Below are 22,109 nucleotides of genomic sequence, written 5' to 3' on the forward strand. Positions count from 1 at the left end.
ATATAAATATCCGCGATTTTATCTAAATTTTACTTAATTTCTAAAAAGCCGTATGCTGTTGTTTTAAATAATTTAGGTTCATATACAACTTGATTATCAAGAATATTTGTTTGTATTAATCCAGATTCATTCTCATCATATAAATAATTTATTCCAACTAATGTTGAATAATCAACCCAATTATACATAATATCTGAACCATATGTATCAAGAGAATCTTTTAATATATCATCAATTTTTTCAATAGAATTTGCAATAACAAAATTATTTCTATCTTTAACTTGAGTTAGAGTTAGAATTTGTGGACTATAATTTATTTGCGTTGAAAGTATAACTCTTGGAGAAACCTCATATGCTCTTAATTGTGATAATAAAATTGAAGTTTTAATAATAGGAGTATTTAAAAAAAGTGTTGAATTTCTAAGTCTATAATCTTTAACAATTCCCTTATAATAGTTTTTTTTGTTTTTTATTTCTTTTACAACTTTTACATCTAAGTTCATATTTTCATAAAGTGTTTTAAGTTTATCTCCTAGAAAAGAGCTTTGGTAAAACATAACATTATTAATATTTGAATACTCTAATAATTTACTGATTTGATCTCTATACGAAATTCCACCATAAATAAAATTATTATTAATAAAATTAATATTTTCTTTGTTTGTTAATGGTAAATAAACTCTTAAGTCACTCGTATCAAGAGTATGTAAATATGGAACTATTTTTGGAGTAAATAAGGCTATAACATTAGGGAAACCTTCAGCTTTAGCGCTATTAATTGCATTAGCAACACTAAATTCATCCTCGCTTAGTGTGTCAAATACTTTTATTTCATATTTAATTTTTTTATAATCAAAATAACCTAAAATCGTACTCATTGATGATTTAGCATATTTTGCTACGATTCTTGATGGGTAAATAAATGCAACTTTCATTACCTTCCCATCATCAAATATAGAAAAATCATCTTCAATGATATTAACACCATTAAAAGCATCAATTCTTTCATTAAATACATCTTTTTTAGGTTTTACGGATGTACCAATATCATTTTTATCCGATATTTTAATATCTACTTCTTGTTGTTTCACAGAACAACCTATAAAAAATGAAGTGATTAATATAAATAATAATAAATGTTTCAATTTGTAAGCTCCAATATATTTTTTATTCTAAGCATATCGTAATATGCATCTTTTTTTGCCGATGGATTTCTTAACAAGTAATTAGCTGAAAAAGTTGGTATCAATTTAATATTATGATAGTTTAGTTCTTTGCCTCTATTTTGTGAGAAATTATCTTTTTCATTTAATAAATAAGAATATGTACTTTCTCCTAAAGATACAATTAATTCAGGATTTATAAGTTCTATTTGCTTTTGTAAATAATCATTACAAGATTCAACATGAGAGTTATTTAAAGAATTTGAACTCTTACATTTGACTAAATTTGTAATATAAACTTCTTCTTTTTTAAGATTTAGTACATTTTCGATCATTTTTGAAAGTAATTCACCAGATTTTCCACTATAAAAAGTACCTAATGCATCTTCACTGGCAGACGGCTCATCTGATATAAATATCACTTTTGAATTATGATTACCCATACCAAATAAAACATTTTTTCTTGTTTTTGAAAGTTCACATAAATAGCAATTTTCTACATTTGATTTTAATGCAGAGATATTGTCAGGAAGTTTAAGATTTTTAATATCATTTGGAACTAAATTTAATCCTTTGTGATAATTAAATCCCATAGATTTAAGTAAGTGTAAATTATATAAAAGTTTTTGTTTAACTGTATTTGTCATAATAGATTGTACAAAAAATTTTCTTTTATGATTATTTATTCTCATACTTTTTATACTAGCATATAAAAATTAAATTTAATAATGTGATTATTTAATAAGATAAATAAGGAAAAAATTCCTTATTTATAAAAGATATATTATTTATATCTGTGAGTGATTCTACCTTTATCTAAAGAATAAGGTGTAATCTCTACTTTTACTTTATCATTTGGTAAGATTTTAATATAATGCATTCTCATTTTACCTGAGATATGACATAAAACCATATGACCGTTATCTAATTCAACTTTAAACATCGCATTTGGTAATGCTTCAGTTACTTTACCATCAATTACAATTACATCATCTTTTGCCAATTTTATCTCCCTAATCTACTGTACTTAGTATTACTGCTTTTCCGTTTATAACGGCAACTGTATGCTCATAATGACTTCCTCTTAATCCATCTTCAGAAACAACATCCCATTTATTATCTAAAATAACTGGTTCTCTTTCCTTTTGACAAATCATAGGCTCTAAACAAAAAACCATTCCGTTTTTAATTTTTGGACCTGAGTTAGTTCTTCCATTCTCAATATAATTAGGAATTTCAGGTTCATCATGAGGTTTTTTACCAATCCCGTGTCCGCAGAATCGCACTAGTGGTTGATAACCTCTAGCTACAATAAAATCTTCAATTAATTTTGAAAGTTCTTTGAATCTCATACCTACATGAATAGAATCAATTGCATGAAGTAAAGAATCTTTTGCACAAGCAATTAAATCTTCATCTTCTTTTGATATTTTTCCAATAGGCATTGTAATTGCAGCATCACCATACCAACCATCAATTTCAGTTCCAATGTCGATACCTAAGATATCTCCTTCTTTTAAAACTACATTTGATGGAATACCATGAATGATAACTTCGTTTAATGAAGTACAAATAGCATTTGGAAAACCGTATAAGCCTTTGAAAGATGGTCTAGCATTTAAATCGTCTAAAAATGCTTCACCCATGGCATCAACTTCTTTTAAAGTCATACCAGCTTTTACGTTTTGTGCTAAATAATTTAAAGTCTTAGCAACTGCAATATTTGCAGTTCTAAGTTTTTCAATTTCGTTTGTTTTTCTTAATGGAATAGCCATAATATTATAACCCTACCGCACTAAGTGTTTCATACTTGTTCATATATTGTTGTGCCTCAATTTTTCTCATAGTATCAATAGCAACTTGTACAACAATTAATACAGCCACCCCTCCAAAATAGAAAGGAACGCCCATTGCTTTAACAATAAGCCATGGAGCAGTTGAAATTAATCCTAGATAAATTGCACCCCAGAATGTTAATCTACTTGCAGTTTCATTTAAGAACTCAGCTGTACCCGCCCCTGGTCTAATACCTGGGATAAATCCACCTTGTTTTTTTAAATTCTCTGAAATATCTTTTGCATTAAAAGTAATTGATGCATAAAAGAACGCAAAGAAAACAACAAATAAAAACATAAAAACATTAAATGTATATGATGCTGGACTTAAGTAATCAGCAACAATTAAAAGATACTCATTTTGAGAACCTTGTAAAATAGTAGCTGGAAACATTAAAATCGCACTTGCGAAAATTGCTGGAATAACACCTGCTAAGTTTAACTTAATAGGAATATAATTCATAACTCTTTTCTTTTGATTTTGCATCATAACTTTTCTAGAATAAGAAACAGGAACTCTTCTTTCTCCTAGCTCAACATAAATAATTGCACCTACTGTTGCTAAAATAATAACAATAATTGCAATAACAGTTAAGAAACTCATTTGTCCATTATTAACTAAATCAATAGTACCACCAATTGCACTTGGAATTGCAGAAACAATACCAGCGAAAATGATTAATGAAATACCATTACCAATACCTTTTTGTGTGATTTGTTCACCAATCCACATAAGAAGCATAGTTCCAGTTAACATAGAAATTGATGATACAGCTACAAATGTATCCATATCAATTGAAATTGCTCCTTGTCCACTTTGACCAGTAAGAGAATTAAGACCCATTGAAACACCAATAGATTGAATTAATGTAATTACAATAGTTGCGTATCTAATGATTTGCATATACTTTTGCATACCATCTCGTTCTTTTTTCATTTTACCAAGTGCGGGGAAAGTAGCTGCCAATAATTCCATAATAATTGAAGCTGTGATGTAAGGCATTATACCTAGTGATATAATAGATAGTCTTTCAACGGCATTACCACTGAACATATTAACAAGACCTAATGCATTATTTGCATTTGAGTCGAAAAATTCTTTAACTACGTCTATATTAACCCCAGGTACTGGCACGTATGCCAGTAGTCTGTAAAGGAATATAAAACCTAATGTAATAAGAATCTTATTTATTAGATCTTTACTCATGGTTAGTTACCAGTAGTTGTAACGTTTTCGTCTTTAATCTTAGATGCTAAATCTTTAGCAGTTGATCCAACTAATTTAACTTTCACAACTGATTTAGATAATTTATATACAGACTTGATTGTCTCAACTGTAATTTCTTCTAAAGTTGCAATTTGTTTAATTTTATCAACATTGATAGAATAAGGTTTTGCAACTCTTGAAAAGAATCCAATTTTTGGCATTCTTTTTTGGATTGGCATTTGCCCACCCTCAAAGTGTCTTTTAATTTTATATCCAGATCTAGATTTTTGACCTTTTTGACCTCTAGTAGAAGTCTTACCCATTCCTGAACCTTGACCTCTACCAACTCTTTTAGTATTTTTAGTACTACCTGGTGCTGGTTGTAAATTATTTAATGCCATTAATCTATCCTTTAATTCTAGCTAATGCTTCAACAGTAGCTTGTACTAAGTTATTTGGATTATTTGAACCTAAAGATTTCGCAATAATATCTGTTACTCCTGAAAGCTCAAGAACTGGTCTAGCAGCTCCCCCAGCAATCAGTCCTGTACCTTCAGATGCAGGTTTAAGTAAAATTCTACTTGCGTTATATTTATGCTCAATATCATGTGCAATTGTTGTACCATGAATATTAACTTTAACTAAAGATTTAAATGCGTCATCTAATGCTTTTTTGATAGCATCAGGAACCTCTTTAGCTTTACCAGTTCCAAAACCAATAGTACCTTTTTTGTCACCAACAACAACTAAAGCAGTAAATCTAAATCTTCTACCACCCTTTACAACTTTTGTAACTCTACCAATTTTAACGATTGCTTCTTCAAAGTCTTCTCTATTAACTGCCATCATTAACCCTTATAATTTGATACCATTATCTCTTAGTGCGTCAGCAAATGCTGCAACAACACCATGATAAAGGTAACCATTTCTGTCAAATACTACTGTATCAATTCCAGCAGCTTTTAAAGTTTCAGCAAATGCTGCTGCTACTTTTCCTGCGTTTTCTTTATTCACGTTTAAATTCATTGTTTGAGAATTAATAGATGCTAAAGTTGTACCTTCAACATCGTTAATTGCTTGCGCACTAATGTACTTATTAGATTTAAAGAAAGAAACTCTTGGTAACTCTGCTGTTCCAAAAATATTTCCTCTAACTCTTTTTTTTCTTTTAATTCTTAATGAATTTTTTTTCGCTAAATCTTTTGCTCTACTCATAGTGTCATACCTTACTTAGCTGTTTTTCCGGCTTTTCTAACGATATGCTCGTCAGTATACTTCACACCTTTACCTTTGTATGGTTCTGGTTTTCTGTAGCCTCTTATTATTGCAGCAGCTTGACCAACTTGTTGTTTGTCAGCACCTTTAACGTGAATTATGTTTTTCTCAACAGAAATTTCTAAACCATCTTCGATTTCGAAATTAATTGGGTGTGAATAACCTAATTGTAGTTCTAAAACTTTACCTTTAACAGCAGCTCTATAACCAACACCATTGATTTCTAAAGATTTTTGAAAACCTGTAGTTAATCCATCAATTGCATTGCTAACTAAAGCTCTATAAGTTCCCCAGAAAGCTGAAGATTCTTTTTCTTCTCCAACTTTAGATAGTACCACGTTACCTTCAGCAACTTCGATACCAACTCGACCATGAGTCTCAACAGAAGAAACTTTGTTCCCTTTTTTTACATCAATAATAGTACCATTTACAGATACTTCAATTCCTGCAGGAATTGCGATAGGTTTTTTACCAATTCTAGACATTATTACTCCCTACCATACAGTACAAAGAACTTCGCCACCAACATTAGCTGCAAATGCTTCATCGTTAGCAATTACACCTTTGTTAGTAGAAACGATGATTGTACCGTATCCATTTTTAAAGCTTTTAATTTCAGAAGCGTTTTTATAAACTCTTCGTCCTGGTTTAGAAACTCTAGTAATTTCATTAATTACTGATTTTTCATTGTCATCATACTTCAATTCAACTTGAATTGTTTTTTTATTATTTTGCCCGTCAATAACTTTGAATCCAGTAATATACTCTTTTTGAACTAAAACGTTTAAAACGCCTACAGTAGTTCTTGAGTGTAATAATGTAGCAACATCTAATTTTCTTAGAGCTGCATTTCTAATTCTTGTTAAAGCATCTGCGATTATATCATTCATCATAGCTTAAATTCTCCTACCAACTAGCTTTTCTAACGCCAGGTAATAAACCTTCGTTAGCCATTTTTCTTAAACAAATTCTACATAAACCAAAATCTCTATATACTGAGTGAGGTCTACCACAAACAGAACATCTTGTATATGCTCTTGAAGAGAACTTTGGAGTTCTTTGTTGTTTTGCAATCATAGATTTCTTTGCCATTACGCTCTTCCTTTAGTAAATGGAATTCCTACTAACTCTAATAATCTGTATGCTTCAGCATCATCAGTAGCAGTTGTAGAAACTGAAATATTCATACCGTGAGTTGTAATAATATTATCATATACAACTTCTGGGAACATTAATTGTTCGTCTAAACCAAAGTTAAAGTTTCCTCTACCGTCAAAACCATTTCTATTAAGACCTCTAAAATCCTTAACTCTTGGTAATGCGATTGAACAAAGTTTATCTAAGAAAGTGTACATTTGTTCACCTCTTAAAGTAACTTTTACTCCTACAGGGTAACCTTCTCTTACTTTAAATCCAGCAACAGATTTTTTTGCAATAACTTTAACAGCTTGTTGACCAGCTATTAAAGAAATAGTATCTTGAATGTTTTGCATTAATTTACTATCTTTCATTGCTTCACCAGCACCAACAGAGATAGTAACTTTATCTAACTTTGCAGTTAACATTTTGTTTTTTGGAAACTCTGCTTCTAAAGCTGGTTTAATTTCTGCTTTATATCTTTCTAATAATCTTGCTGCCATTTTACTCACCTTCTACTTTAGTTACATTAGAAATGTCAATTGGCATTTCTTTATTAACAAACCCACCATCAGGGTTTTTTTCTTGATCAGGTTTAACAGTTTTTTTAGCAACTTTACAATCTTTTACGATTACTTTGTTTTTTGAAGGTAATACTTGTAAAACTTCACCAGTTTTACCTTTGTCATCACCAGCGATGATTTTAACTGTATCACCTTTTCTGATTTTTAATTTAATTGCCATATTATAATACCTCCGGTGCAAGTGAAACGATTTTCATGAAACCTGAATATCTAACTTCTCTAGCAACTGGTCCGAAAATTCTTGTTCCAATTGGATCTTTTTTAGCATCTAAGATAACAGCTGCGTTATCATCAAATCTAATTAAAGAACCATTTTCTCTTTGAACTTCTTTATGTGTTCTAACAACTACTGCTTTAACAACTTGACCTTTTTTAACTTTACCAGTTGGTAAAGCTTTCTTAACTGAAGCAACAATAACGTCACCAACAGTTGCGTATCTTCTCTTAGATCCACCAAGAACTTTGATACACATGATTTGTTTTGCACCTGTGTTGTCAGCTACATTTAATCTAGTAAAACTTTGAATCATTAGTTAGCTCCTGTAGATACAATCATCTTTAATCTAAAAGATTTAGTTTTTGATAAAGGTCTACATTCAACAGCAACAACTTTATCTCCAACTTTTAATTCATTTTTTTCATCATGAACTAAATATTTTTTAAATCTTTTTACCATTTTGTGGTATCTTGGGTGAATAACTTGTCTAGTAACTAAAACAGAAGCTGTTTTGTCTCCAGAAATTTTTACCACTACACCTTGAATCTCTCTTTTATGTGTCATCTATAGATCCTTAGTTAGCTTTTGCTGCAGTAATAGCTGTTTGAATCTTAGCGATATCTTTCTTCGCTACTCTTAATTCAGATGTATTTGTTAACTGCATAGTTTTTAGCTTAGCTTTTAATTCAAAAAGAAGCACCTTTTTTTCTTTTAATAATTCCGTAAGCTCTTGTAAGCTTTTGTCTTTTAAATCAGTATAGTTCATTTTCGCTATCTTTTGTTACAATTTTTGTTTTAAATGGTAATTTATGCATTGCTAAAGTTAAAGCTTCTCTTGCTAACTCATCACTAACACCAGCCATTTCAAAACAAATTCTACCTGGCTTGATATTCATAACCCATTTATCAACTGCACCTTTACCTTTACCCATTCTTGTTTCTAATGGTTTAGCAGTAAGTGGTTTGTCAGGGAATACCATAATCCAAACTTTTGCTTGTCTTTTAACTTGTCTAGTCATTGCAACCCTAGAAGCTTCAATTTGTCTAGAATCAATTCTTCCATGTTCAACAGCTTTAAGACCGATATCTCCGTAAGCTAAAGAGTTACCTCTTGCAGCTTTACCTCTATTTCGACCCTTCATCATTTTTCTGTATTTAGTTCTCTTAGGCATTAACATAATTATTTACCTCTTCTCTTTTGTGGTCTTCTTTTAGGTTTGTCTTCTTCAGTTTTTTCAGCTGGAATACCTTTAGCAAGTACTTCACCTTTAAAGATCCAAACTTTAATACCAATACAACCATAAGTTGTATGAGCTTCAGCAAAACCATAATCAATTCTAGCTCTTAATGTATGTAAAGGAACTCTACCTTCTAAATACCACTCAGTTCTAGCCATTTCAGCTCCACCAAGTCTTCCAGAAACAGAAACCTTAATACCTTTAGCTCCGCCTTTAAGTGCATTTTGCATAACTCTTTTCATAGCTCTTCTAAATGCAACTCTTCTTTCTAATTGTTGTGCAACATTTTCAGCTGAAAGTTGACCAGATAATTGTGGTTTTCTTTCTTCTTTAATATTAACAGCAATTTCTTTTCCAACTAATTTAGAAAGATTAGCTTTTAATTTCTCAACGTCTGCACCTTTTTTACCGATAACGATACCAGGTCTTGCAGCAACAATTGTTACTCTAATTTTTTTTGCTGTTCTTTCAACGATAGTAGATGCAACACCTGCATAATATAATTCTTTTTTAATGAATTTTCTAATTTTATCATCTTCTGAAACATTTGCTGGCATTGTAGAAAACTTTGGAAACCATCTTGATTCCCAGTTTCTATTAATACCTAGTCTTAAACCTATTGGATTAACTTTTTGACCCATTACTTGTCTCCTTTTTCAGCAGCAGCTACTTCAATCATAATATGTGCAGTTGGTTTATGTTTTGGAGAAGCACTTCCTCTTGCTCTTGGAGTAAATCTCTTAAGAACTGGACCGTTATCAACTCTAGCAGATGTAATAACTGCATTTTCTGGTTCTAAACCTGAATTCGCAACAGCAGAAGCGATAACTTTTGAAATAATACCAGCCGCTTTGTTAGGAGTAAATTCTAAAGATGCAATTGCATACTCAGCATTCATACCTTGAACTTCTCTAGCAATTAATCTTGCTTTTGTAGGTGAAAGTCTAATAAATTTTAATATTGCTCTAGCCATCAATTACACCTTTCTTTGAACAGAACCTTTATGGCCCTTAAATGTTCTAGTAGGTGCAAATTCACCTAATTTATATCCAACATGATTCTCTGTAACATTTACAGGAACGAAGTTTCTTCCATTGTGCACATTAAAAGTAAGTCCAATCATATCTGGTAAGATCATAGATCTTCTTGACCATGTTTTGATTGGTTTTTTATCATTAGCTTCATTAGCTTTGATAACTTTCTTTAATAAGTGTGCGTCTATAAATGGACCTTTTTTTATTGATCTTGACATCTTAAACCCTTACTTCTTTTTTCTTGAAATGATTAGTTTATCACTAGCTTTTTTCTTTCTAGTTTTATAACCTTTAGTTGGCATACCCCATGGAGTAACAGGATGTCTTCCAGAGTTTGTCTTACCTTCACCACCACCGTGTGGGTGATCAATTGGGTTCATTGCAGAACCTCTTGTTTGTGGTCTCTTACCTAAATGTCTTTGTCTACCGGCTTTACCAATAATCATATTAGAGAAGTCTTCGTTTCCAACAATACCAATTGTTGCCATACAAACAGAAAGAATTTTTCTCATTTCACCTGAAGGAAGTCTTACGATTACGTATTTGTCTTCTCTACCCATGATTTGAGCGTATCCACCAGCAGATCTAGCTACTTGTCCACCTTTACCTGGTTTTAATTCAATGTTATGAACCATTGTACCAACAGGGATACTGATTAATCTCATTGCATTACCTGGTAAAATATCAAGTCCTGCTTCAGCAGCTTGAATTTTTGCGCCAACTTTTAATCCAGAAGGTTGTAAAATGTATCTTTTATCACCATCAGCATAAGTTACTAAACAAATTCTACAGTTTCTATATGGGTCATATTCAATAGTTGAAATAGTACCTTCTACACCGAATTTATTTCTTTTGAAATCAATAATTCTATATAATTTCTTAGCACCTGCTTCTTTGTGTCTTGAAGTGATTCTACCGTTATTATTTCTACCAGCTGATGCTTTTACTCTTGTAAGTAATGATCTAACTGTTGCTTTAGAAGTAATATCAGAAGTATCCATTACAGACATAAATCTTCTTGCAGGAGTTATTGGTCTAAATTTTTTAATTGCCATTCATATCTCCTTAAGCTGAAAGGTTCGCTATTTCAGCGCCCTCTGGTAATGTTACATAGAATTTTTTGAAATCTGGTCTTGAACCTAATTTCCCTTTAAATCTTTTAACTTTTCCATTTTGTCTTAAAGAATTTACTTTTGATGGAGTAACACCAAAATATTCTTTAAATACTTCTTTAAGTCCATTCTTAGTCATTCTTGGACTAGTCTGAACTACGATTACACCATGTTCTTGAAGCTCTATTGTTTTTTCTGTATATAATATTGCTTTAATATCTGTTATATCTGCCATCTTAAGCCTCTTTTGTTAATGATTCAAATACTGATTTTTCAATTAGTACTGAATGGTATGCTGCAATTAAATAAGCGTTAACTTCTTGCTTTTCAATCATGTAACAATTTTTAACATTTCTAAACGCTAAGTATGTTTTCTCATCAATTGTATCAACTACAACTAGAGTATCTCTTTGGTTTAATTTATTTAAAATTGCAAGTGCGTCTTTAGTTTTTCCAGATTCAACAGAAATTGAATCAGTTACAAATAAAGAACCGTTATCAGCTTGTGCATTTAAAGCGAAACTTAATGCTAAAGCTTTTTGTTTTTTATTTACTTTTTGTACATAGTTTCTTTTACTAGGTCCAAAAACTTGTCCACCACCAACAAATAATGGTGATCTCATAGAACCATATCTAGCTCCACCAGAACCTTTTTGAGCTTTAGGTTTTCTACCACCACCTCTAACTTCTGATCTATTTTTAACTCTAGCAGTATTTGCTCTTTGAGCCGCTAAGTATGATTTAGCATATAAGTATAAGTTGTGAGAGTTAATCTCAGCAAACTTAGCTGGTAATGCTACGTCACCATTAGCTTCAAATTTGTCATTTAATACTATTGCATTACTCATTTAGCAACCTTTACTTTTCCTAATCTACCGTTTGCACCAGATACTGAACCTTTTACTACTAAAATTCCAGTTTCTGCATCAAATGATACTACATCATTTTTAACGCTAACAGTTGTATTTCCGTATTGTCCTGGCATTTTCTTACCTGGTTGAACTCTACCTGGCCATTCTGCATTACCGATTGAACCAGTTCTTTTACCCATTCTGTGACCATGTGATGCTCTACCACCTGCAAAATTCCATCTTTTAACAACACCAGAGAAACCTCTACCTTTAGTGTTAAAAGTTGTTTTTAAAACTTTTGCTTCTGATAAACCACTTACATCTAAATCACCAGCTTCAGTATTTGCTACTTCTAAAGTTGCAAATCTATTAAACTCTTTAGATAAGTTGAATTTCTTTTGTTGACCTTCAATTGTTTTATTCATCTTTTTACCAGATGCATAAGAAACAAATGCTACACCGTCAGTCACTTCACATACTTTAGTATCAAGAACTCTTAAAAGTGTAACAGGAACAGCAGGAACTGAAACAGTTCTACTCATACCAATTTTTTCTACGATAAATTCCATTTATTACCCTTTCTTATTCTTGACCCATAGATCTAACTTCAACATCAACTTCTGGAGCTAAGTCAAGTTTCATTAATGAATCTACAGTATCTGGAGTTGCAGCTATGATATCAATCATTCTTGAATGAACTCTGATTTCAAATTGCTCTCTAGCATCCTTATTAACGTGAGGACCTTTAAGAACTGTATATCTTCTAATCTTTGTTGGTAAAGGTATAGGACCTCTCAACTCAGCACCAGTTCTTTTAACAGCTTCAACTATTGAAGCAACACTTCTGTCTAAAACTCTGTGATCGTAAGCTTTTAACTTTAATCTAATTTTTTCCATTTTTTTCCTTTAAAGAACTCGTTAGATGCACGATAAATCGCACTCTAACCCTTTTTATGGACGCGGATTATAACTTAAAAGAGATTAGATGTCAAGTATTATGGGCTTTTATATACAAAAAGTAGTATTTTATTTCCTTTTAAAAAGGACAAGTATGCTAGTTTAGCTATACTTGTAAGTAAAATTTAAGTTTAAGACTTCAAATATTTTAATTTTTATTTAGCTTATGTCCGCAGTTAAAACAATTGTTTAAATTTTTGATTGTATCTTTATTACAACTTGGACATTTAATCTTTAATTCATTTTGACAGGAAGGACAAAATTTCATATTTAAATAATCTACCCTATTTTGGCATTTAACACAAATACTTTTATTATAGCTTTGAATATTAGAAATACTATTTTGTTCTAATTTTTTTATATTTTCTCTATAACGTTTTTGAATTTTTACTATTATATATCCAAAAATCAAGATAAATAATACAATTACAAAATAGTAAACTACAAAAGGTATTTCTATTTGATAAAAAAAGTTTAGTACTTTTTCTAGAAATATTTTTGGTAGTAAAATATATATTAGATTTAAGATTGATATTATTGTAGGAATTAAAGTTACAATAACAATATTTTTAAACATTATATAAAGTGTATATTTTTCATTCTTTAAATATTTCTTCATTATATATAATGATAAAAAAAGAAGTGGAAATAAAAAGATTAAACTTATTAGCTCTTTTTTAATCTTATATGATTTACTTGCACTTTTATAATCACCTAGTATTTGTTTTTTATTTAAATCTACAAATTCAATAAATTCTTTTACACTTTTTGAATTTGAAAACTCTTTAGCTATGTTTTCTTTTTGTTTTTTTAATTCTTCATTATGTTTTAAATATTTATTATATTTTGATTTTATATTTTCAGAAGAAATATCATCTTTTATTATTGATTTTGATGAGTCTTGAGAACTCATTTTTTCAAATAATACAGTATTATAATTTTCCCTTAAATAAGATAGTTCACTATTTACTTTTGATTGTTGTTGATTTATCTTTCTTTGTTTTTCTTTTAAGATTTTAATATTATGTTCTGATTTAACTATTTTAAGTTTTTCATTTACAATTGTATTACATCTTGGATCTATTTCTTTTTCTTTTATACTTTGATATTTATTGTTATAATTTTCATATGTATAAATATAATTATTAAAATCATTTAAACTTTTTGAATTAACAATATTTCTACATTGTTGTGAAAATGTAACATTAGGGTTATTTAAGACTTTTATTTGAAAATCAATTCCAAGACCAATTGTAATGAAAATAAATATATCAAGAAATATAATAAACAGTATTGTAAGTTTAGATAGTTTTTCACTTCCAGTATAAACGAAGTTATTTTTGTAAAAAGTTTTAAGTGGGTTTTTCATATAAGTAAATCCTAAATTTTTAATTTAGAATTCTACTATATTTAGGTTTAAATAAAATATTCTTTCGATTTAGATTTTAATTTCGCATAAATTTCATTAAAATTTGCGGGATATACTCTAGTATCTGTAATTGTAGTTATAAAATTTGTATCACCTAACCATCTAGGCAACATATGATAATGTACATGTTGTTCTATACCAGCACCTGCTGCTTTTCCAAGATTCATACCAATATTTACACCTTCACAAGACATAACATCTTTCAAAAGCTTTACAGCCTGTCTTACACGTATACTCATAGTCAACCATACTTCATCTGGAAGTTCTTCTATTTTATCAGTGTGATAATGAGGAATAACCATCATATGTCCTGGAGAATATGGGAATTTGTTCATTACTACAAAACAATGTTCATCATAAAAAAGTACTTGAAGTTTTTCATCTTCTTTATTTTTTGAAATATGACAAAAAATACAACCTTTAATCTTTTCTTCACTAACATATTTAAATCGCCATGGTGCATATAAGTGTTCCATTTAATATCCTATATAAAGTTTGGTGCATCATTTGCAAAAAGAATTAAATCACCAACTTTTGTTTGTTCTGATAATGTTGATTCCATTAATGCTTTATCTTTTAATATAAACATTTTACTAGGATTAATATGTGCACTTAAAAGATGAGTATTTAAACTTCCTGTTAAAATTACATAATCAAACTTATCATTTATCTCTTTAGCAAGTAAAATATTTGCTTCATCAGTTGATTCAACTAGACCAGGAGTAATAATTACTTTTCTTCCTTCATATGTCGAACAAATATTTACAGCTTCTAACATTCCTGCTAAATTACCATTAAAAGAATCATCAACAATCACTTTACCACCAGCTTTTATAAGTTGTAATCTATGTTCAACTTGAGGTAAAGATTTAAGTGATAATTTAATTTCATCAATACTCATTCCTAATTCATGAGCAACTAAAATTACTGCTGTTAAATTTATAGCATTAAAACTTCCAAGAATAGGAGCATAAAAATGTTCTAGATTTTCATTTATTTCAACATCAAACCAAATCCCATCTAAAGAGCTTTTTGTAATATGTAAATTATTTGGAAATTTTGTAATAGAATCATAATCTTTAATAGGAACACTTTCATGGACAAAACCTCTTTGCATTCTTGGTGATTTTAATATTTCCATTTTAGTATGAATAATATTGTCTAATGTTTTGAAGTATTCAATATGTTGTTCACCAACACTTCCTATTACACAAATTTGTGGTTCTAAAAACATTGCAATTTCTTCAATATCACCTTTCTCTCTTGCTCCCGCTTCTGCTATATATACTTGTGTATCTAAAGGAATATCTCTATTTACATCTAAAACAATTCCACCAATTGTATTTACTGATCTTGGAGTTTTATATGTTTTAAATTTTTTTCTTAATATATGATATAAATAGTTTTTAATCGATGTTTTACCATAAGAAGCAGTTATTGCAATAATTTTTAAACCTGCAATACTCTGAACTCTTTGTTTTCCTTTATGTTTGTAAGATATAAATAATATCTTTTCTAGTGCAAAAGATCCTGCATAAGCAATAATCAATGGTACAAAAACAAATGTGTTATTACATTCTGGACTTGCTACACATAATCCAGTAATAGCAAATGTCGAGAATAAAAGAATTCCTAAAAATCTTACTACTCTTGATGTTAAAACAACTGGCCTATCTAATTTTTTATTCCACATAATAAAACTTGTTAAAAATAGTACATAAAAATATATTGCGTAATATAAGGGTGGAACTAGATAAAAAAGAACAATTGGCGTAAAAAAATATGTAATATGCCATTGCCATTTATGATGTTTTAAAATAACTCTTTCTAATTTGTAGTTATACCATTGTAAATTTGTGATTAGGTAATAACCTAAACTCATAATTAATAAAATTTGTGTAAATAAATTAAAGTATTCCATTTTCTATTCTCTCAGTGATGTCTTTTACATTTTTTATAAAGAAGTAATGATCACCATCATAAGATATAAAAGTTGATGAATTAATTAAAGATGCAATTTTTTTACCAGATTTTAAAGATGTTGCAACATCTTCATTTCCCCAAAAAATTAACGCATTATTTTTATAGTTTGAAAATGAAGTAGTAAAATCTTCATTTACAACATTTTTAAATGTAGCATACATTCCTTCATTCATTGATTTTACATCAGAACTTCTAAACATTTTTGTAAGTTTATTTAATCCTAAAGCATTACAAAATTTTGCAAAGGCAATTTTTGTTTTTACTTCAAATGATTTTTCTTCTAATATTCCAGCCGAACTTAATAAAACTAAGTTTTTAGGATTTAATAAAGTCGCAACTTTCCCACCATAAGAATGACCTGCAATTATATCTTTTGTAGAATTTAATGATTTTAAAAACTCTTCTGTGATTTTTGCATATTCTTTTGTTGTTAATTCATATTCATTAGGACTTTTTCCAAAACCTGGTAAGTCAATATAAATATGTCTAAAATCTTTTAAATATGGTGAAAATACATTTTTCATAATATCTTTATTTGAACCCCAGCCATGTAAAAAAATAATATCTTTTTTACATGTTGGATTTATTATTTCATAAGAAATATCAAATGTCTTATTATCGAAAATTATACTTTTTGATGCCAAACTTATTTCCCTTTTGCTGCATGAATTTTATTTACATATTCATAAGTAACAGGAATGTATTTTTTTCTAGGTAAAGAAGAAGCTACTTTTTTAAATAATGTATCAAAATCAGAAAATAAGTAATTTGCCATAGAACCTGGAATTGAATTAATTTCATTTAAATAAACTTCATTATCAACAATAAAAAAATCACATCTAATAATTGAACCTTCAAATAAGTTATTATAAATTCTTTTAAATGATTCTTTTACTTTGTTATTTAATTCTTCTCCTAAATCAACTTCAACTGCAGTTGAAGTTCTAGCAAAATCTAAATATTTTTTATCAAAATCTAAGAACTCTGCTTTTTGTGGTTCTTCTATAATTGAAAAACTAAACTCACCATTTACTTTTGTTCCTGCTAAGTTATATTCTTTAACTCCTGAAATAAAAGGCTCAATTATAATTGCATCATCAAATTCATAAGCAACATCTAAAGAATAATCTAACTCTTCTTGACTTTTTACAATTGCTACACCAATTGAAGAACCAAGACGAACAGGCTTTACAATCACAGGGAAAGTTTCAACTATTACCTCATCACCTTTTGTATAATATTTATAATCAATAGTTTTAACATTAACAGATGATGCATAACCTTTTGTTAAAAATTTATTAGAACTAACTACACAAGCTTCTGTTCTTGGAGCAATAAATGGAATATTGAAGAAGTCTAATACTGAAGATAAAATACCATCTTCACCATCTCCACCATGAGAAAGATTTAAAACAACATCAAAATCAATAGCTTTTTCTTTTCCTAGAAACCCAGTTTTTTTAGAAAAACCATTTTTTCTAATAGTAACTTTATCACATTTTTTATACTCACCTGAGCTAAATAATTTTGATTTCATTTCATTGTTGGGAATGTGATAGAAGTCTCTATGTTCATCTAAAAATATATAAACTAACTCATCACTTAAAACATCTTTCATTGCAATCGAACTTACAATTGAAATTTCATGTTCAAAACTAACCCCACCAAAAACTATTGCTATTTTCATTAATTTCCCTTGATTTCTATTTTTGTAATTTTTTTAATGCTTCTTTTACTAAGTCACTTGTACTCGTTGATGTACAAGTTTTTAATATTTTTGATAAAATATCTTTTTTAAATCCTAATGATTCTAAGGCTAATGAAGCTTCTAATACGGCTTTATTATTACTTCCTTCATCATCATCTGCATTTAGATCAATTACAATTCCTGAAAGTTCTACTAAAATACGGCTTGCACCTTTTGGTCCAATACCCGGAACTCTTTTTAACATTGATACATCATTTTCATTTACTATTTGTGCAAAAGACGCAGGAGTAAATGTTGAACAAATTGCAAGTGCAACTTTTGGTCCAACACCATTTATTTTAATAACTGTATCAAAAAGCTTTTTTTCACTTGAATCTAAAAAACCATATAAAGTTTGAGAATCTTCTCTAATAATATGAGTTATTTCTAAAGTTACATCATCATTAATAATTTTTGAACTACAATTTAAAGAAACAAATATTTCATAAATTATTCCATTAACATTAACATTTAATAATGTCGGTTCTTTCTTTATTATTTTACCTATAAGGCCTACTATCATTCTTCTACTCTTTAATACAAGTTCTCGTCTAATTTAATATTCTATAAACATATATAATTATATAATAATTGTACTTAAACTAAAAGGTTAGTATTATGTTTGATTTAATAACAAAAAAGATTAGTAATAAAATTATTTTTGCTTTATTTTTTTTTATGACTATAAGCAGTGTTTCTATCATATTTTTAACAACTTCAAAAGTATCAGAAGATTCTATAATAAAAACAAAAGAGAATCTTGCCATGTTAAATGCAGCGATGTTTCAAAGTTTAAGAAATGCAATGAATACAGGAGATCGGGCACAAATTAAAAAAGCTGAAGAAGATGCAAAAAAAATACAAGGAGTAAAATCTCTAGTAGTTGCAAAAAGTAAAGCCTTAATGGATATATATCCTTCTGAATCAATTTTTACTAAAGACATAGAAGTTATAAAAGCATTTAATAGCAAAAAATCTGCCCTTTTAGAAACAAAAAATTCACAAGAACATAACTTGAGAATGATTAAACCTATGATTGCAACATCTGAGTGTCTTATGTGTCACAATAATCAAAAAGTAGGTGATGTAATTGGTGTAATGGATCTTACTTTTTCTCTAGATGAAGCAGATAGCCAAATTTCTGAATTAGTTTTATATATTTCAGTAATATCAGCATTATTAGGTTTAATTACAGTAACTGTAATATTATTTATTATTAAAAGAGCTACTAAACCAATTGAAAAATTAAAAGAAGGTTTTGAAAACTTACTAGAATCAAATGATCCTTCAATTAATTTAAAAGTAGAATCAAAAGATGAGATAGGAGAAGTATCTGAATTATTTAACGCGTATATGAATAAAGTAAGATCTGGACTTAAAAAAGATGAACTAGTAATTGAAGAAGCAAGTGATATTTTAGAAAAAGCTAGTAATGGATTCTTTGTATATCAAGTAAATCAAAATGCATCCAATCAACATGTTGAAGATTTAAAGAATAAATTAAATCAAATGATTAAAAGTACTAAAACTACGCTAGATAAGATAAATGATACACTTAGAAAGTATTCAGAATCTAAATTTGATTCTCAAATTGATGATGATGGAATATATGGCGATTTAGGCTCTTTAACTGCCGGTATTAAACTTGTAGGGAATAATACGTCTGAAATACTTGCAATGATTATGAATACAGGTGATTCTTTAAATCAAAATACAGCTGTATTATCAAGTGCATCAAATAATTTGTCTATTTCATCAAATCAACAAGCTGCATCATTAGAAGAAACAGCTGCTGCACTTGAAGAAATTACTGCAAACATTAGATCAAATAATCAATCCTCATACAAGATGTCACAATTAGCTCAAAGTGTTACAAATTCGGCAAAATCTGGTCATGACTTAGCAAATAAAACAGCGGCATCAATGGATGAAATAAACATACAAGTATCATCTATAACTGATGCAATTGAAGTAATTGATCAAATAGCCTTCCAAACAAATATTCTTTCATTAAATGCAGCAGTTGAGGCTGCAACTGCTGGTGAAGCTGGAAAAGGTTTTGCTGTTGTTGCAGCTGAAGTAAGAAACCTTGCAAATAGATCTGCTGAAGCGGCTAAAGAGATTAAAAATATAGTTGAAGATGCAACATCTAAAGCTCAAAATGGTAAAGACATATCAGCACAAATGATAGAAGGATATGAAGAATTAAATGAAAATATATCTAATACTATTTCAATTATTAAAGAAGTAACAGTAGCATCAAAAGAACAAGAAAGAGGTATTATTCAAATTAATGATGCTGTAAATACTTTAGACCAAGCTACTCAAAAAAATGCACAAGTTGCAAATGAAATTTCTGATATGGCAAGTAATATATCATATATGTCAAACTCTCTTGTAACAGCTGCAGCAAGAGCTTCATTTATAAATGATTCTTTAGATAAAGTTTGTGATGTAGATTTAGTTTATGATACAGCACAAATAAAAGTTGATCTATTAAATACTAAAGATGAAGTTTATGCACAACTTGGAACTTATAATACATGGAAAGTCAAAGAAAATACAAGTTTAGATATTTGGGCTCATAATCATATAAATTCTGGTAAAAAAGTTAATATGGAAATTATGAACACTATTAGTCATTTGAATAAACAATTTCATAAAAACTTACAATCATTAGTTGATGCAAATGCAAATAAAGAGAATAATCAAAGTTTAAATCAAAAAGCAAAGGAAGTAGAACTTAATTCGCTTGAAATATTTACTAATTTAAATAATGTTAAGAGAGATGCTTGTAAAAAGTAATCTCTTTTATGCTTGCATTTGTTTAATAAGTTCTTCCAAATCATCTTCACTTAATACATCATCAGAAGAATCGATATTTTTAGCACTTGGAGCAAAACCATATTGAGCTTTATCTATATTATTATGCTCACATACAAAGTTTACGACTCTTTCAATTTTCTGTCTATATAAATCTTGATGTTGTAATAAGCCTAAAGCATTTGATACTTTATTTTGAATTTTTTCTTTTTCATATCTTAGAAGTGATAAATTATCAACTATTTGACTTATAGATTCTATATCATCATAAATCATTGCAGAATTATTTTCTGACTCTTTTATCACATCACATAACTCAAGTATTAGCTCTTCATATTTCATAAATGTCCTTTAAATGCAAAAAGTATAAAATTTTAACCTATTTAAACTTAACAAAAGACATCTATAAAAAAATTATTAATATATTACTAATGAATTATTTCAGCAATTAACTCAGTTGCATAACAACCTTTTGGTAAAGTAAATTTTAATTCCATCCAATTTTTATCTTCTTTATAATTACTTTCAACATCACTTGGAAAAACCCACGCAAATCTTCTTGCACCATCTTCACCCGTTGGTGCTTCAAACTCTTTTTCAATTTCATAAGCTAAATCAACTGAATTTTTTACTCTTTTACCTGATAATAATCCTGTTGGAACTCTATCTCTTTGAAAGAATTTTTCTGATTCTGTTTCTAAATCTTCAATTGTAAATATTTTTCCAAAAGGATAATGAGATAATAAATCACCTGTCATAATTTTTAAAGGATGTTTTTGTTTTTTCATTCTTTTTACAACATCAAGTGGTAAATTTAATTTTTCATAAATTTCTTTAGGTTCAAAAGCATCTACAAGTTTTGAAATTTCAATTCTTTTTGAAAGCCAAGAATTAAAAAGATGTGATTGATATGCATTGATATACATTTGTTTTAAGTTTCTTCTTTTTTCTTTTAATTCCCCATCAATAATCGCTTTACCTTTTTTGTAATTATCACCATCTATTCCAAATCTTTGGAATCCAAAATAATTAGGCATACCAAAATTTACAATAGATTCTAAAGCACTTTGTATTTTTCTACAATCAATTACATTTACTCTTTTAAGTCTAATAAAAAAGCTATTACCTTTTAAATGCCCTACTTTAATTTTATTATTATGATAAGTTGTACCTAAAATTTTAATATTTGGATGATTAAATGTTTTTAATTTTTCTTCATATTGCTTATGAATAGAAATACTTTGAACAGTCATTGCATTTTTATCTTTTAGTCCTGCATATCCTATATCTCTACTTTTACAACCTACAAATTTTGCAATAATTTCTAATGCATCCCAAGTTGCTAAATCTTTTTTTCTAATTTTTAAAATTAGATGTTCACCCTCACCTGAGAATTCGTATAATGGTATTTCTGTAACAACAAAATCATCTTTGTTTTGTTTAAATAGAACATCTATGTTTGAATGGTTTAAATATCTTTGTAATTGGCTCAATATATTTCCTTGTTTTTTATATTT

The 22,109-nt window shown here is 28.8% G+C and carries 34 protein-coding genes; 1 reads left to right on the plus strand and 33 read right to left on the minus strand.

Features of this window, described 5'->3' with window-relative positions:
* Positions 1–29: 29 nt before the first annotated feature.
* The 31 genes from D9T19_RS04740 to ruvA form a co-directional block, all read right to left on the minus strand.
* Positions 30–1,145, minus strand: a complete 1,116-nt coding sequence (locus tag D9T19_RS04740; protein ID WP_121627056.1) for a hypothetical protein — start codon at positions 1,143–1,145, stop codon at positions 30–32.
* Entirely contained in the window at positions 1,142–1,855 is a 714-nt protein-coding gene (locus D9T19_RS04745) for a uracil-DNA glycosylase (RefSeq protein WP_205588683.1), read from the minus strand. Before D9T19_RS04745 ends, D9T19_RS04740 begins: the two co-directional genes overlap by 4 nt.
* 92 nt (positions 1,856–1,947) lie before the next feature.
* Positions 1,948–2,166 carry a translation initiation factor IF-1 gene (infA, locus tag D9T19_RS04750; RefSeq protein ID WP_121627057.1) on the minus strand — a complete coding sequence of 73 codons (219 nt, stop codon included), beginning with the start codon at positions 2,164–2,166 and terminating at the stop codon, positions 1,948–1,950.
* 10 nt (positions 2,167–2,176) lie between these two features.
* On the minus strand, positions 2,177–2,938 hold the full coding sequence (map, locus tag D9T19_RS04755; protein WP_121627058.1) for a type I methionyl aminopeptidase: 762 nt from the start codon (positions 2,936–2,938) through the stop codon (positions 2,177–2,179).
* 4 nt (positions 2,939–2,942) lie between these two features.
* The gene (gene secY / locus D9T19_RS04760; RefSeq protein ID WP_121627059.1) at positions 2,943–4,205 is read right to left on the minus strand and encodes a preprotein translocase subunit SecY; all 1,263 of its coding nucleotides are present in this window, start codon (positions 4,203–4,205) and stop codon (positions 2,943–2,945) included.
* 2 nt (positions 4,206–4,207) lie between these two features.
* Positions 4,208–4,606, minus strand: coding sequence for a 50S ribosomal protein L15 (gene rplO, locus D9T19_RS04765; protein WP_121627060.1), 399 nt, complete (start codon positions 4,604–4,606; stop codon positions 4,208–4,210).
* Positions 4,607–4,610: 4 nt separating this feature from the next.
* Positions 4,611–5,051, minus strand: a complete 441-nt coding sequence (gene rpsE, locus D9T19_RS04770; RefSeq protein WP_121627061.1) for a 30S ribosomal protein S5 — start codon at positions 5,049–5,051, stop codon at positions 4,611–4,613.
* A 9-nt stretch (positions 5,052–5,060) separates the two neighbouring features.
* On the minus strand, positions 5,061–5,420 hold the full coding sequence (gene rplR, locus D9T19_RS04775; RefSeq protein WP_121627062.1) for a 50S ribosomal protein L18: 360 nt from the start codon (positions 5,418–5,420) through the stop codon (positions 5,061–5,063).
* Positions 5,421–5,431: 11 nt separating this feature from the next.
* Positions 5,432–5,965 (minus strand): 50S ribosomal protein L6, encoded by a 534-nt coding sequence (rplF, locus tag D9T19_RS04780; protein WP_121627063.1) that lies wholly within the window; start codon positions 5,963–5,965, stop codon positions 5,432–5,434.
* A 9-nt stretch (positions 5,966–5,974) separates the two neighbouring features.
* The gene (rpsH, locus tag D9T19_RS04785; RefSeq protein WP_121627064.1) at positions 5,975–6,373 is read right to left on the minus strand and encodes a 30S ribosomal protein S8; all 399 of its coding nucleotides are present in this window, start codon (positions 6,371–6,373) and stop codon (positions 5,975–5,977) included.
* A gap of 13 nt (positions 6,374–6,386) precedes the next feature.
* Positions 6,387–6,572, minus strand: coding sequence for a type Z 30S ribosomal protein S14 (locus D9T19_RS04790; protein WP_121627065.1), 186 nt, complete (start codon positions 6,570–6,572; stop codon positions 6,387–6,389).
* A complete protein-coding gene (gene rplE, locus D9T19_RS04795; RefSeq protein ID WP_121627066.1) occupies positions 6,572–7,120 on the minus strand; it encodes a 50S ribosomal protein L5 in 549 nt (182 codons plus the stop codon). Before rplE ends, D9T19_RS04790 begins: the two co-directional genes overlap by 1 nt.
* Position 7,121: 1 nt before the next feature.
* Positions 7,122–7,361: a 50S ribosomal protein L24 gene (gene rplX, locus D9T19_RS04800; protein WP_121627067.1), complete on the minus strand. Its 240-nt coding sequence runs from the start codon at positions 7,359–7,361 to the stop codon at positions 7,122–7,124.
* A gap of 1 nt (position 7,362) precedes the next feature.
* Entirely contained in the window at positions 7,363–7,731 is a 369-nt protein-coding gene (gene rplN / locus D9T19_RS04805; RefSeq protein ID WP_076084974.1) for a 50S ribosomal protein L14, read from the minus strand.
* On the minus strand, positions 7,731–7,982 hold the full coding sequence (gene rpsQ, locus D9T19_RS04810) for a 30S ribosomal protein S17 (protein WP_121627068.1): 252 nt from the start codon (positions 7,980–7,982) through the stop codon (positions 7,731–7,733). The genes rplN and rpsQ overlap by 1 nt, the downstream gene beginning before the upstream one ends.
* Positions 7,983–7,992: 10 nt before the next feature.
* Positions 7,993–8,184, minus strand: a complete 192-nt coding sequence (gene rpmC / locus D9T19_RS04815) for a 50S ribosomal protein L29 (protein ID WP_076084968.1) — start codon at positions 8,182–8,184, stop codon at positions 7,993–7,995.
* A complete protein-coding gene (gene rplP, locus D9T19_RS04820; protein WP_121627069.1) occupies positions 8,171–8,596 on the minus strand; it encodes a 50S ribosomal protein L16 in 426 nt (141 codons plus the stop codon). Before rplP ends, rpmC begins: the two co-directional genes overlap by 14 nt.
* Before the next feature lie 2 nt (positions 8,597–8,598).
* A complete protein-coding gene (gene rpsC / locus D9T19_RS04825) occupies positions 8,599–9,297 on the minus strand; it encodes a 30S ribosomal protein S3 (RefSeq protein ID WP_121627070.1) in 699 nt (232 codons plus the stop codon).
* Positions 9,297–9,629 carry a 50S ribosomal protein L22 gene (rplV, locus tag D9T19_RS04830; RefSeq protein ID WP_121627071.1) on the minus strand — a complete coding sequence of 111 codons (333 nt, stop codon included), beginning with the start codon at positions 9,627–9,629 and terminating at the stop codon, positions 9,297–9,299. Before rplV ends, rpsC begins: the two co-directional genes overlap by 1 nt.
* A 3-nt stretch (positions 9,630–9,632) precedes the next feature.
* Positions 9,633–9,908 carry a 30S ribosomal protein S19 gene (rpsS, locus tag D9T19_RS04835; protein WP_121627072.1) on the minus strand — a complete coding sequence of 92 codons (276 nt, stop codon included), beginning with the start codon at positions 9,906–9,908 and terminating at the stop codon, positions 9,633–9,635.
* Between the two features lie 9 nt (positions 9,909–9,917).
* Positions 9,918–10,745: a 50S ribosomal protein L2 gene (rplB, locus tag D9T19_RS04840; protein WP_121627073.1), complete on the minus strand. Its 828-nt coding sequence runs from the start codon at positions 10,743–10,745 to the stop codon at positions 9,918–9,920.
* A gap of 10 nt (positions 10,746–10,755) precedes the next feature.
* The gene (locus tag D9T19_RS04845) at positions 10,756–11,037 is read right to left on the minus strand and encodes a 50S ribosomal protein L23 (RefSeq protein WP_121627074.1); all 282 of its coding nucleotides are present in this window, start codon (positions 11,035–11,037) and stop codon (positions 10,756–10,758) included.
* 1 nt (position 11,038) lies between these two features.
* Positions 11,039–11,650, minus strand: a complete 612-nt coding sequence (gene rplD / locus D9T19_RS04850) for a 50S ribosomal protein L4 (RefSeq protein ID WP_121627075.1) — start codon at positions 11,648–11,650, stop codon at positions 11,039–11,041.
* Positions 11,647–12,222: a 50S ribosomal protein L3 gene (rplC, locus tag D9T19_RS04855; RefSeq protein WP_121627076.1), complete on the minus strand. Its 576-nt coding sequence runs from the start codon at positions 12,220–12,222 to the stop codon at positions 11,647–11,649. The genes rplD and rplC overlap by 4 nt, the downstream gene beginning before the upstream one ends.
* Positions 12,223–12,235: 13 nt before the next feature.
* Positions 12,236–12,550, minus strand: a complete 315-nt coding sequence (rpsJ, locus tag D9T19_RS04860; RefSeq protein ID WP_121627077.1) for a 30S ribosomal protein S10 — start codon at positions 12,548–12,550, stop codon at positions 12,236–12,238.
* Positions 12,551–12,758: 208 nt separating this feature from the next.
* Positions 12,759–13,979 (minus strand): zinc ribbon domain-containing protein, encoded by a 1,221-nt coding sequence (locus D9T19_RS04865; RefSeq protein ID WP_121627078.1) that lies wholly within the window; start codon positions 13,977–13,979, stop codon positions 12,759–12,761.
* Positions 13,980–14,026: 47 nt separating this feature from the next.
* Positions 14,027–14,515: an HIT family protein gene (locus tag D9T19_RS04870; RefSeq protein ID WP_121627079.1), complete on the minus strand. Its 489-nt coding sequence runs from the start codon at positions 14,513–14,515 to the stop codon at positions 14,027–14,029.
* Between the two features lie 8 nt (positions 14,516–14,523).
* Complete coding sequence (locus D9T19_RS04875; RefSeq protein ID WP_121627080.1) at positions 14,524–15,960, minus strand: Mur ligase family protein; 1,437 nt, start codon at positions 15,958–15,960, stop codon at positions 14,524–14,526.
* On the minus strand, positions 15,947–16,666 hold the full coding sequence (gene estV, locus D9T19_RS04880; RefSeq protein WP_121627081.1) for an EstV family lipase: 720 nt from the start codon (positions 16,664–16,666) through the stop codon (positions 15,947–15,949). The genes D9T19_RS04875 and estV overlap by 14 nt, the downstream gene beginning before the upstream one ends.
* 2 nt (positions 16,667–16,668) lie before the next feature.
* Positions 16,669–17,709: a D-alanine--D-alanine ligase gene (locus D9T19_RS04885; protein WP_121627082.1), complete on the minus strand. Its 1,041-nt coding sequence runs from the start codon at positions 17,707–17,709 to the stop codon at positions 16,669–16,671.
* Between the two features lie 16 nt (positions 17,710–17,725).
* Entirely contained in the window at positions 17,726–18,292 is a 567-nt protein-coding gene (gene ruvA / locus D9T19_RS04890) for a Holliday junction branch migration protein RuvA (RefSeq protein WP_121627083.1), read from the minus strand.
* A gap of 95 nt (positions 18,293–18,387) precedes the next feature.
* Between ruvA and D9T19_RS04895 the strand changes: the two genes are divergently transcribed.
* Positions 18,388–20,574: a methyl-accepting chemotaxis protein gene (locus tag D9T19_RS04895; protein WP_121627084.1), complete on the plus strand. Its 2,187-nt coding sequence runs from the start codon at positions 18,388–18,390 to the stop codon at positions 20,572–20,574.
* A 6-nt stretch (positions 20,575–20,580) separates the two neighbouring features.
* Here D9T19_RS04895 and D9T19_RS04900 read toward each other — a convergent pair whose 3' ends face one another.
* Together D9T19_RS04900 and truD are read right to left on the minus strand one after the other, a co-directional pair.
* A complete protein-coding gene (locus D9T19_RS04900; RefSeq protein ID WP_121627085.1) occupies positions 20,581–20,934 on the minus strand; it encodes a hypothetical protein in 354 nt (117 codons plus the stop codon).
* An 86-nt stretch (positions 20,935–21,020) separates the two neighbouring features.
* Positions 21,021–22,085 (minus strand): tRNA pseudouridine(13) synthase TruD, encoded by a 1,065-nt coding sequence (gene truD / locus D9T19_RS04905; protein WP_121627086.1) that lies wholly within the window; start codon positions 22,083–22,085, stop codon positions 21,021–21,023.
* Between the last annotated feature and the right edge of the window lie 24 nt (positions 22,086–22,109).

It is taken from the genome of Poseidonibacter antarcticus, from assembly GCF_003667345.1.
Taxonomy (GTDB): Bacteria; Campylobacterota; Campylobacteria; order Campylobacterales; family Arcobacteraceae; genus Poseidonibacter; species Poseidonibacter antarcticus.

What these genes read in the sequence shown, in the direction of transcription:
- rplX (WP_121627067.1), bottom strand. Translation starts at nt 7,361, where the DNA reads ATGGCAATTAAATTAAAAATCAGAAAAGGTGATACAGTTAAAATCATC.
- D9T19_RS04900 (WP_121627085.1), bottom strand. Translation starts at nt 20,934, where the DNA reads ATGAAATATGAAGAGCTAATACTTGAGTTATGTGATGTGATAAAAGAG.
- rpmC (WP_076084968.1), bottom strand. Translation starts at nt 8,184, where the DNA reads ATGAACTATACTGATTTAAAAGACAAAAGCTTACAAGAGCTTACGGAA.
- rplV (WP_121627071.1), bottom strand. Translation starts at nt 9,629, where the DNA reads ATGGCTAGAGCAATATTAAAATTTATTAGACTTTCACCTACAAAAGCA.
- rpsH (WP_121627064.1), bottom strand. Translation starts at nt 6,373, where the DNA reads ATGATGAATGATATAATCGCAGATGCTTTAACAAGAATTAGAAATGCA.
- ruvA (WP_121627083.1), bottom strand. Translation starts at nt 18,292, where the DNA reads ATGATAGTAGGCCTTATAGGTAAAATAATAAAGAAAGAACCGACATTA.
- rplF (WP_121627063.1), bottom strand. Translation starts at nt 5,965, where the DNA reads ATGTCTAGAATTGGTAAAAAACCTATCGCAATTCCTGCAGGAATTGAA.
- D9T19_RS04845 (WP_121627074.1), bottom strand. Translation starts at nt 11,037, where the DNA reads ATGGCAGATATAACAGATATTAAAGCAATATTATATACAGAAAAAACA.
- rplR (WP_121627062.1), bottom strand. Translation starts at nt 5,420, where the DNA reads ATGAGTAGAGCAAAAGATTTAGCGAAAAAAAATTCATTAAGAATTAAA.
- D9T19_RS04895 (WP_121627084.1), top strand. Translation starts at nt 18,388, where the DNA reads ATGTTTGATTTAATAACAAAAAAGATTAGTAATAAAATTATTTTTGCT.
- rplO (WP_121627060.1), bottom strand. Translation starts at nt 4,606, where the DNA reads ATGGCATTAAATAATTTACAACCAGCACCAGGTAGTACTAAAAATACT.
- rplN (WP_076084974.1), bottom strand. Translation starts at nt 7,731, where the DNA reads ATGATTCAAAGTTTTACTAGATTAAATGTAGCTGACAACACAGGTGCA.
- rplE (WP_121627066.1), bottom strand. Translation starts at nt 7,120, where the DNA reads ATGGCAGCAAGATTATTAGAAAGATATAAAGCAGAAATTAAACCAGCT.
- D9T19_RS04745 (WP_205588683.1), bottom strand. Translation starts at nt 1,855, where the DNA reads ATGAGAATAAATAATCATAAAAGAAAATTTTTTGTACAATCTATTATG.
- rpsE (WP_121627061.1), bottom strand. Translation starts at nt 5,051, where the DNA reads ATGGCAGTTAATAGAGAAGACTTTGAAGAAGCAATCGTTAAAATTGGT.
- D9T19_RS04865 (WP_121627078.1), bottom strand. Translation starts at nt 13,979, where the DNA reads ATGAAAAACCCACTTAAAACTTTTTACAAAAATAACTTCGTTTATACT.
- D9T19_RS04870 (WP_121627079.1), bottom strand. Translation starts at nt 14,515, where the DNA reads ATGGAACACTTATATGCACCATGGCGATTTAAATATGTTAGTGAAGAA.
- rplP (WP_121627069.1), bottom strand. Translation starts at nt 8,596, where the DNA reads ATGTTAATGCCTAAGAGAACTAAATACAGAAAAATGATGAAGGGTCGA.
- rpsC (WP_121627070.1), bottom strand. Translation starts at nt 9,297, where the DNA reads ATGGGTCAAAAAGTTAATCCAATAGGTTTAAGACTAGGTATTAATAGA.
- D9T19_RS04885 (WP_121627082.1), bottom strand. Translation starts at nt 17,709, where the DNA reads ATGAAAATAGCAATAGTTTTTGGTGGGGTTAGTTTTGAACATGAAATT.
- D9T19_RS04790 (WP_121627065.1), bottom strand. Translation starts at nt 6,572, where the DNA reads ATGGCAAAGAAATCTATGATTGCAAAACAACAAAGAACTCCAAAGTTC.
- rpsS (WP_121627072.1), bottom strand. Translation starts at nt 9,908, where the DNA reads ATGTCAAGATCAATAAAAAAAGGTCCATTTATAGACGCACACTTATTA.
- rpsJ (WP_121627077.1), bottom strand. Translation starts at nt 12,550, where the DNA reads ATGGAAAAAATTAGATTAAAGTTAAAAGCTTACGATCACAGAGTTTTA.
- rplC (WP_121627076.1), bottom strand. Translation starts at nt 12,222, where the DNA reads ATGGAATTTATCGTAGAAAAAATTGGTATGAGTAGAACTGTTTCAGTT.
- secY (WP_121627059.1), bottom strand. Translation starts at nt 4,205, where the DNA reads ATGAGTAAAGATCTAATAAATAAGATTCTTATTACATTAGGTTTTATA.
- rpsQ (WP_121627068.1), bottom strand. Translation starts at nt 7,982, where the DNA reads ATGACACATAAAAGAGAGATTCAAGGTGTAGTGGTAAAAATTTCTGGA.
- map (WP_121627058.1), bottom strand. Translation starts at nt 2,938, where the DNA reads ATGGCTATTCCATTAAGAAAAACAAACGAAATTGAAAAACTTAGAACT.
- rplD (WP_121627075.1), bottom strand. Translation starts at nt 11,650, where the DNA reads ATGAGTAATGCAATAGTATTAAATGACAAATTTGAAGCTAATGGTGAC.
- D9T19_RS04875 (WP_121627080.1), bottom strand. Translation starts at nt 15,960, where the DNA reads ATGGAATACTTTAATTTATTTACACAAATTTTATTAATTATGAGTTTA.
- rplB (WP_121627073.1), bottom strand. Translation starts at nt 10,745, where the DNA reads ATGGCAATTAAAAAATTTAGACCAATAACTCCTGCAAGAAGATTTATG.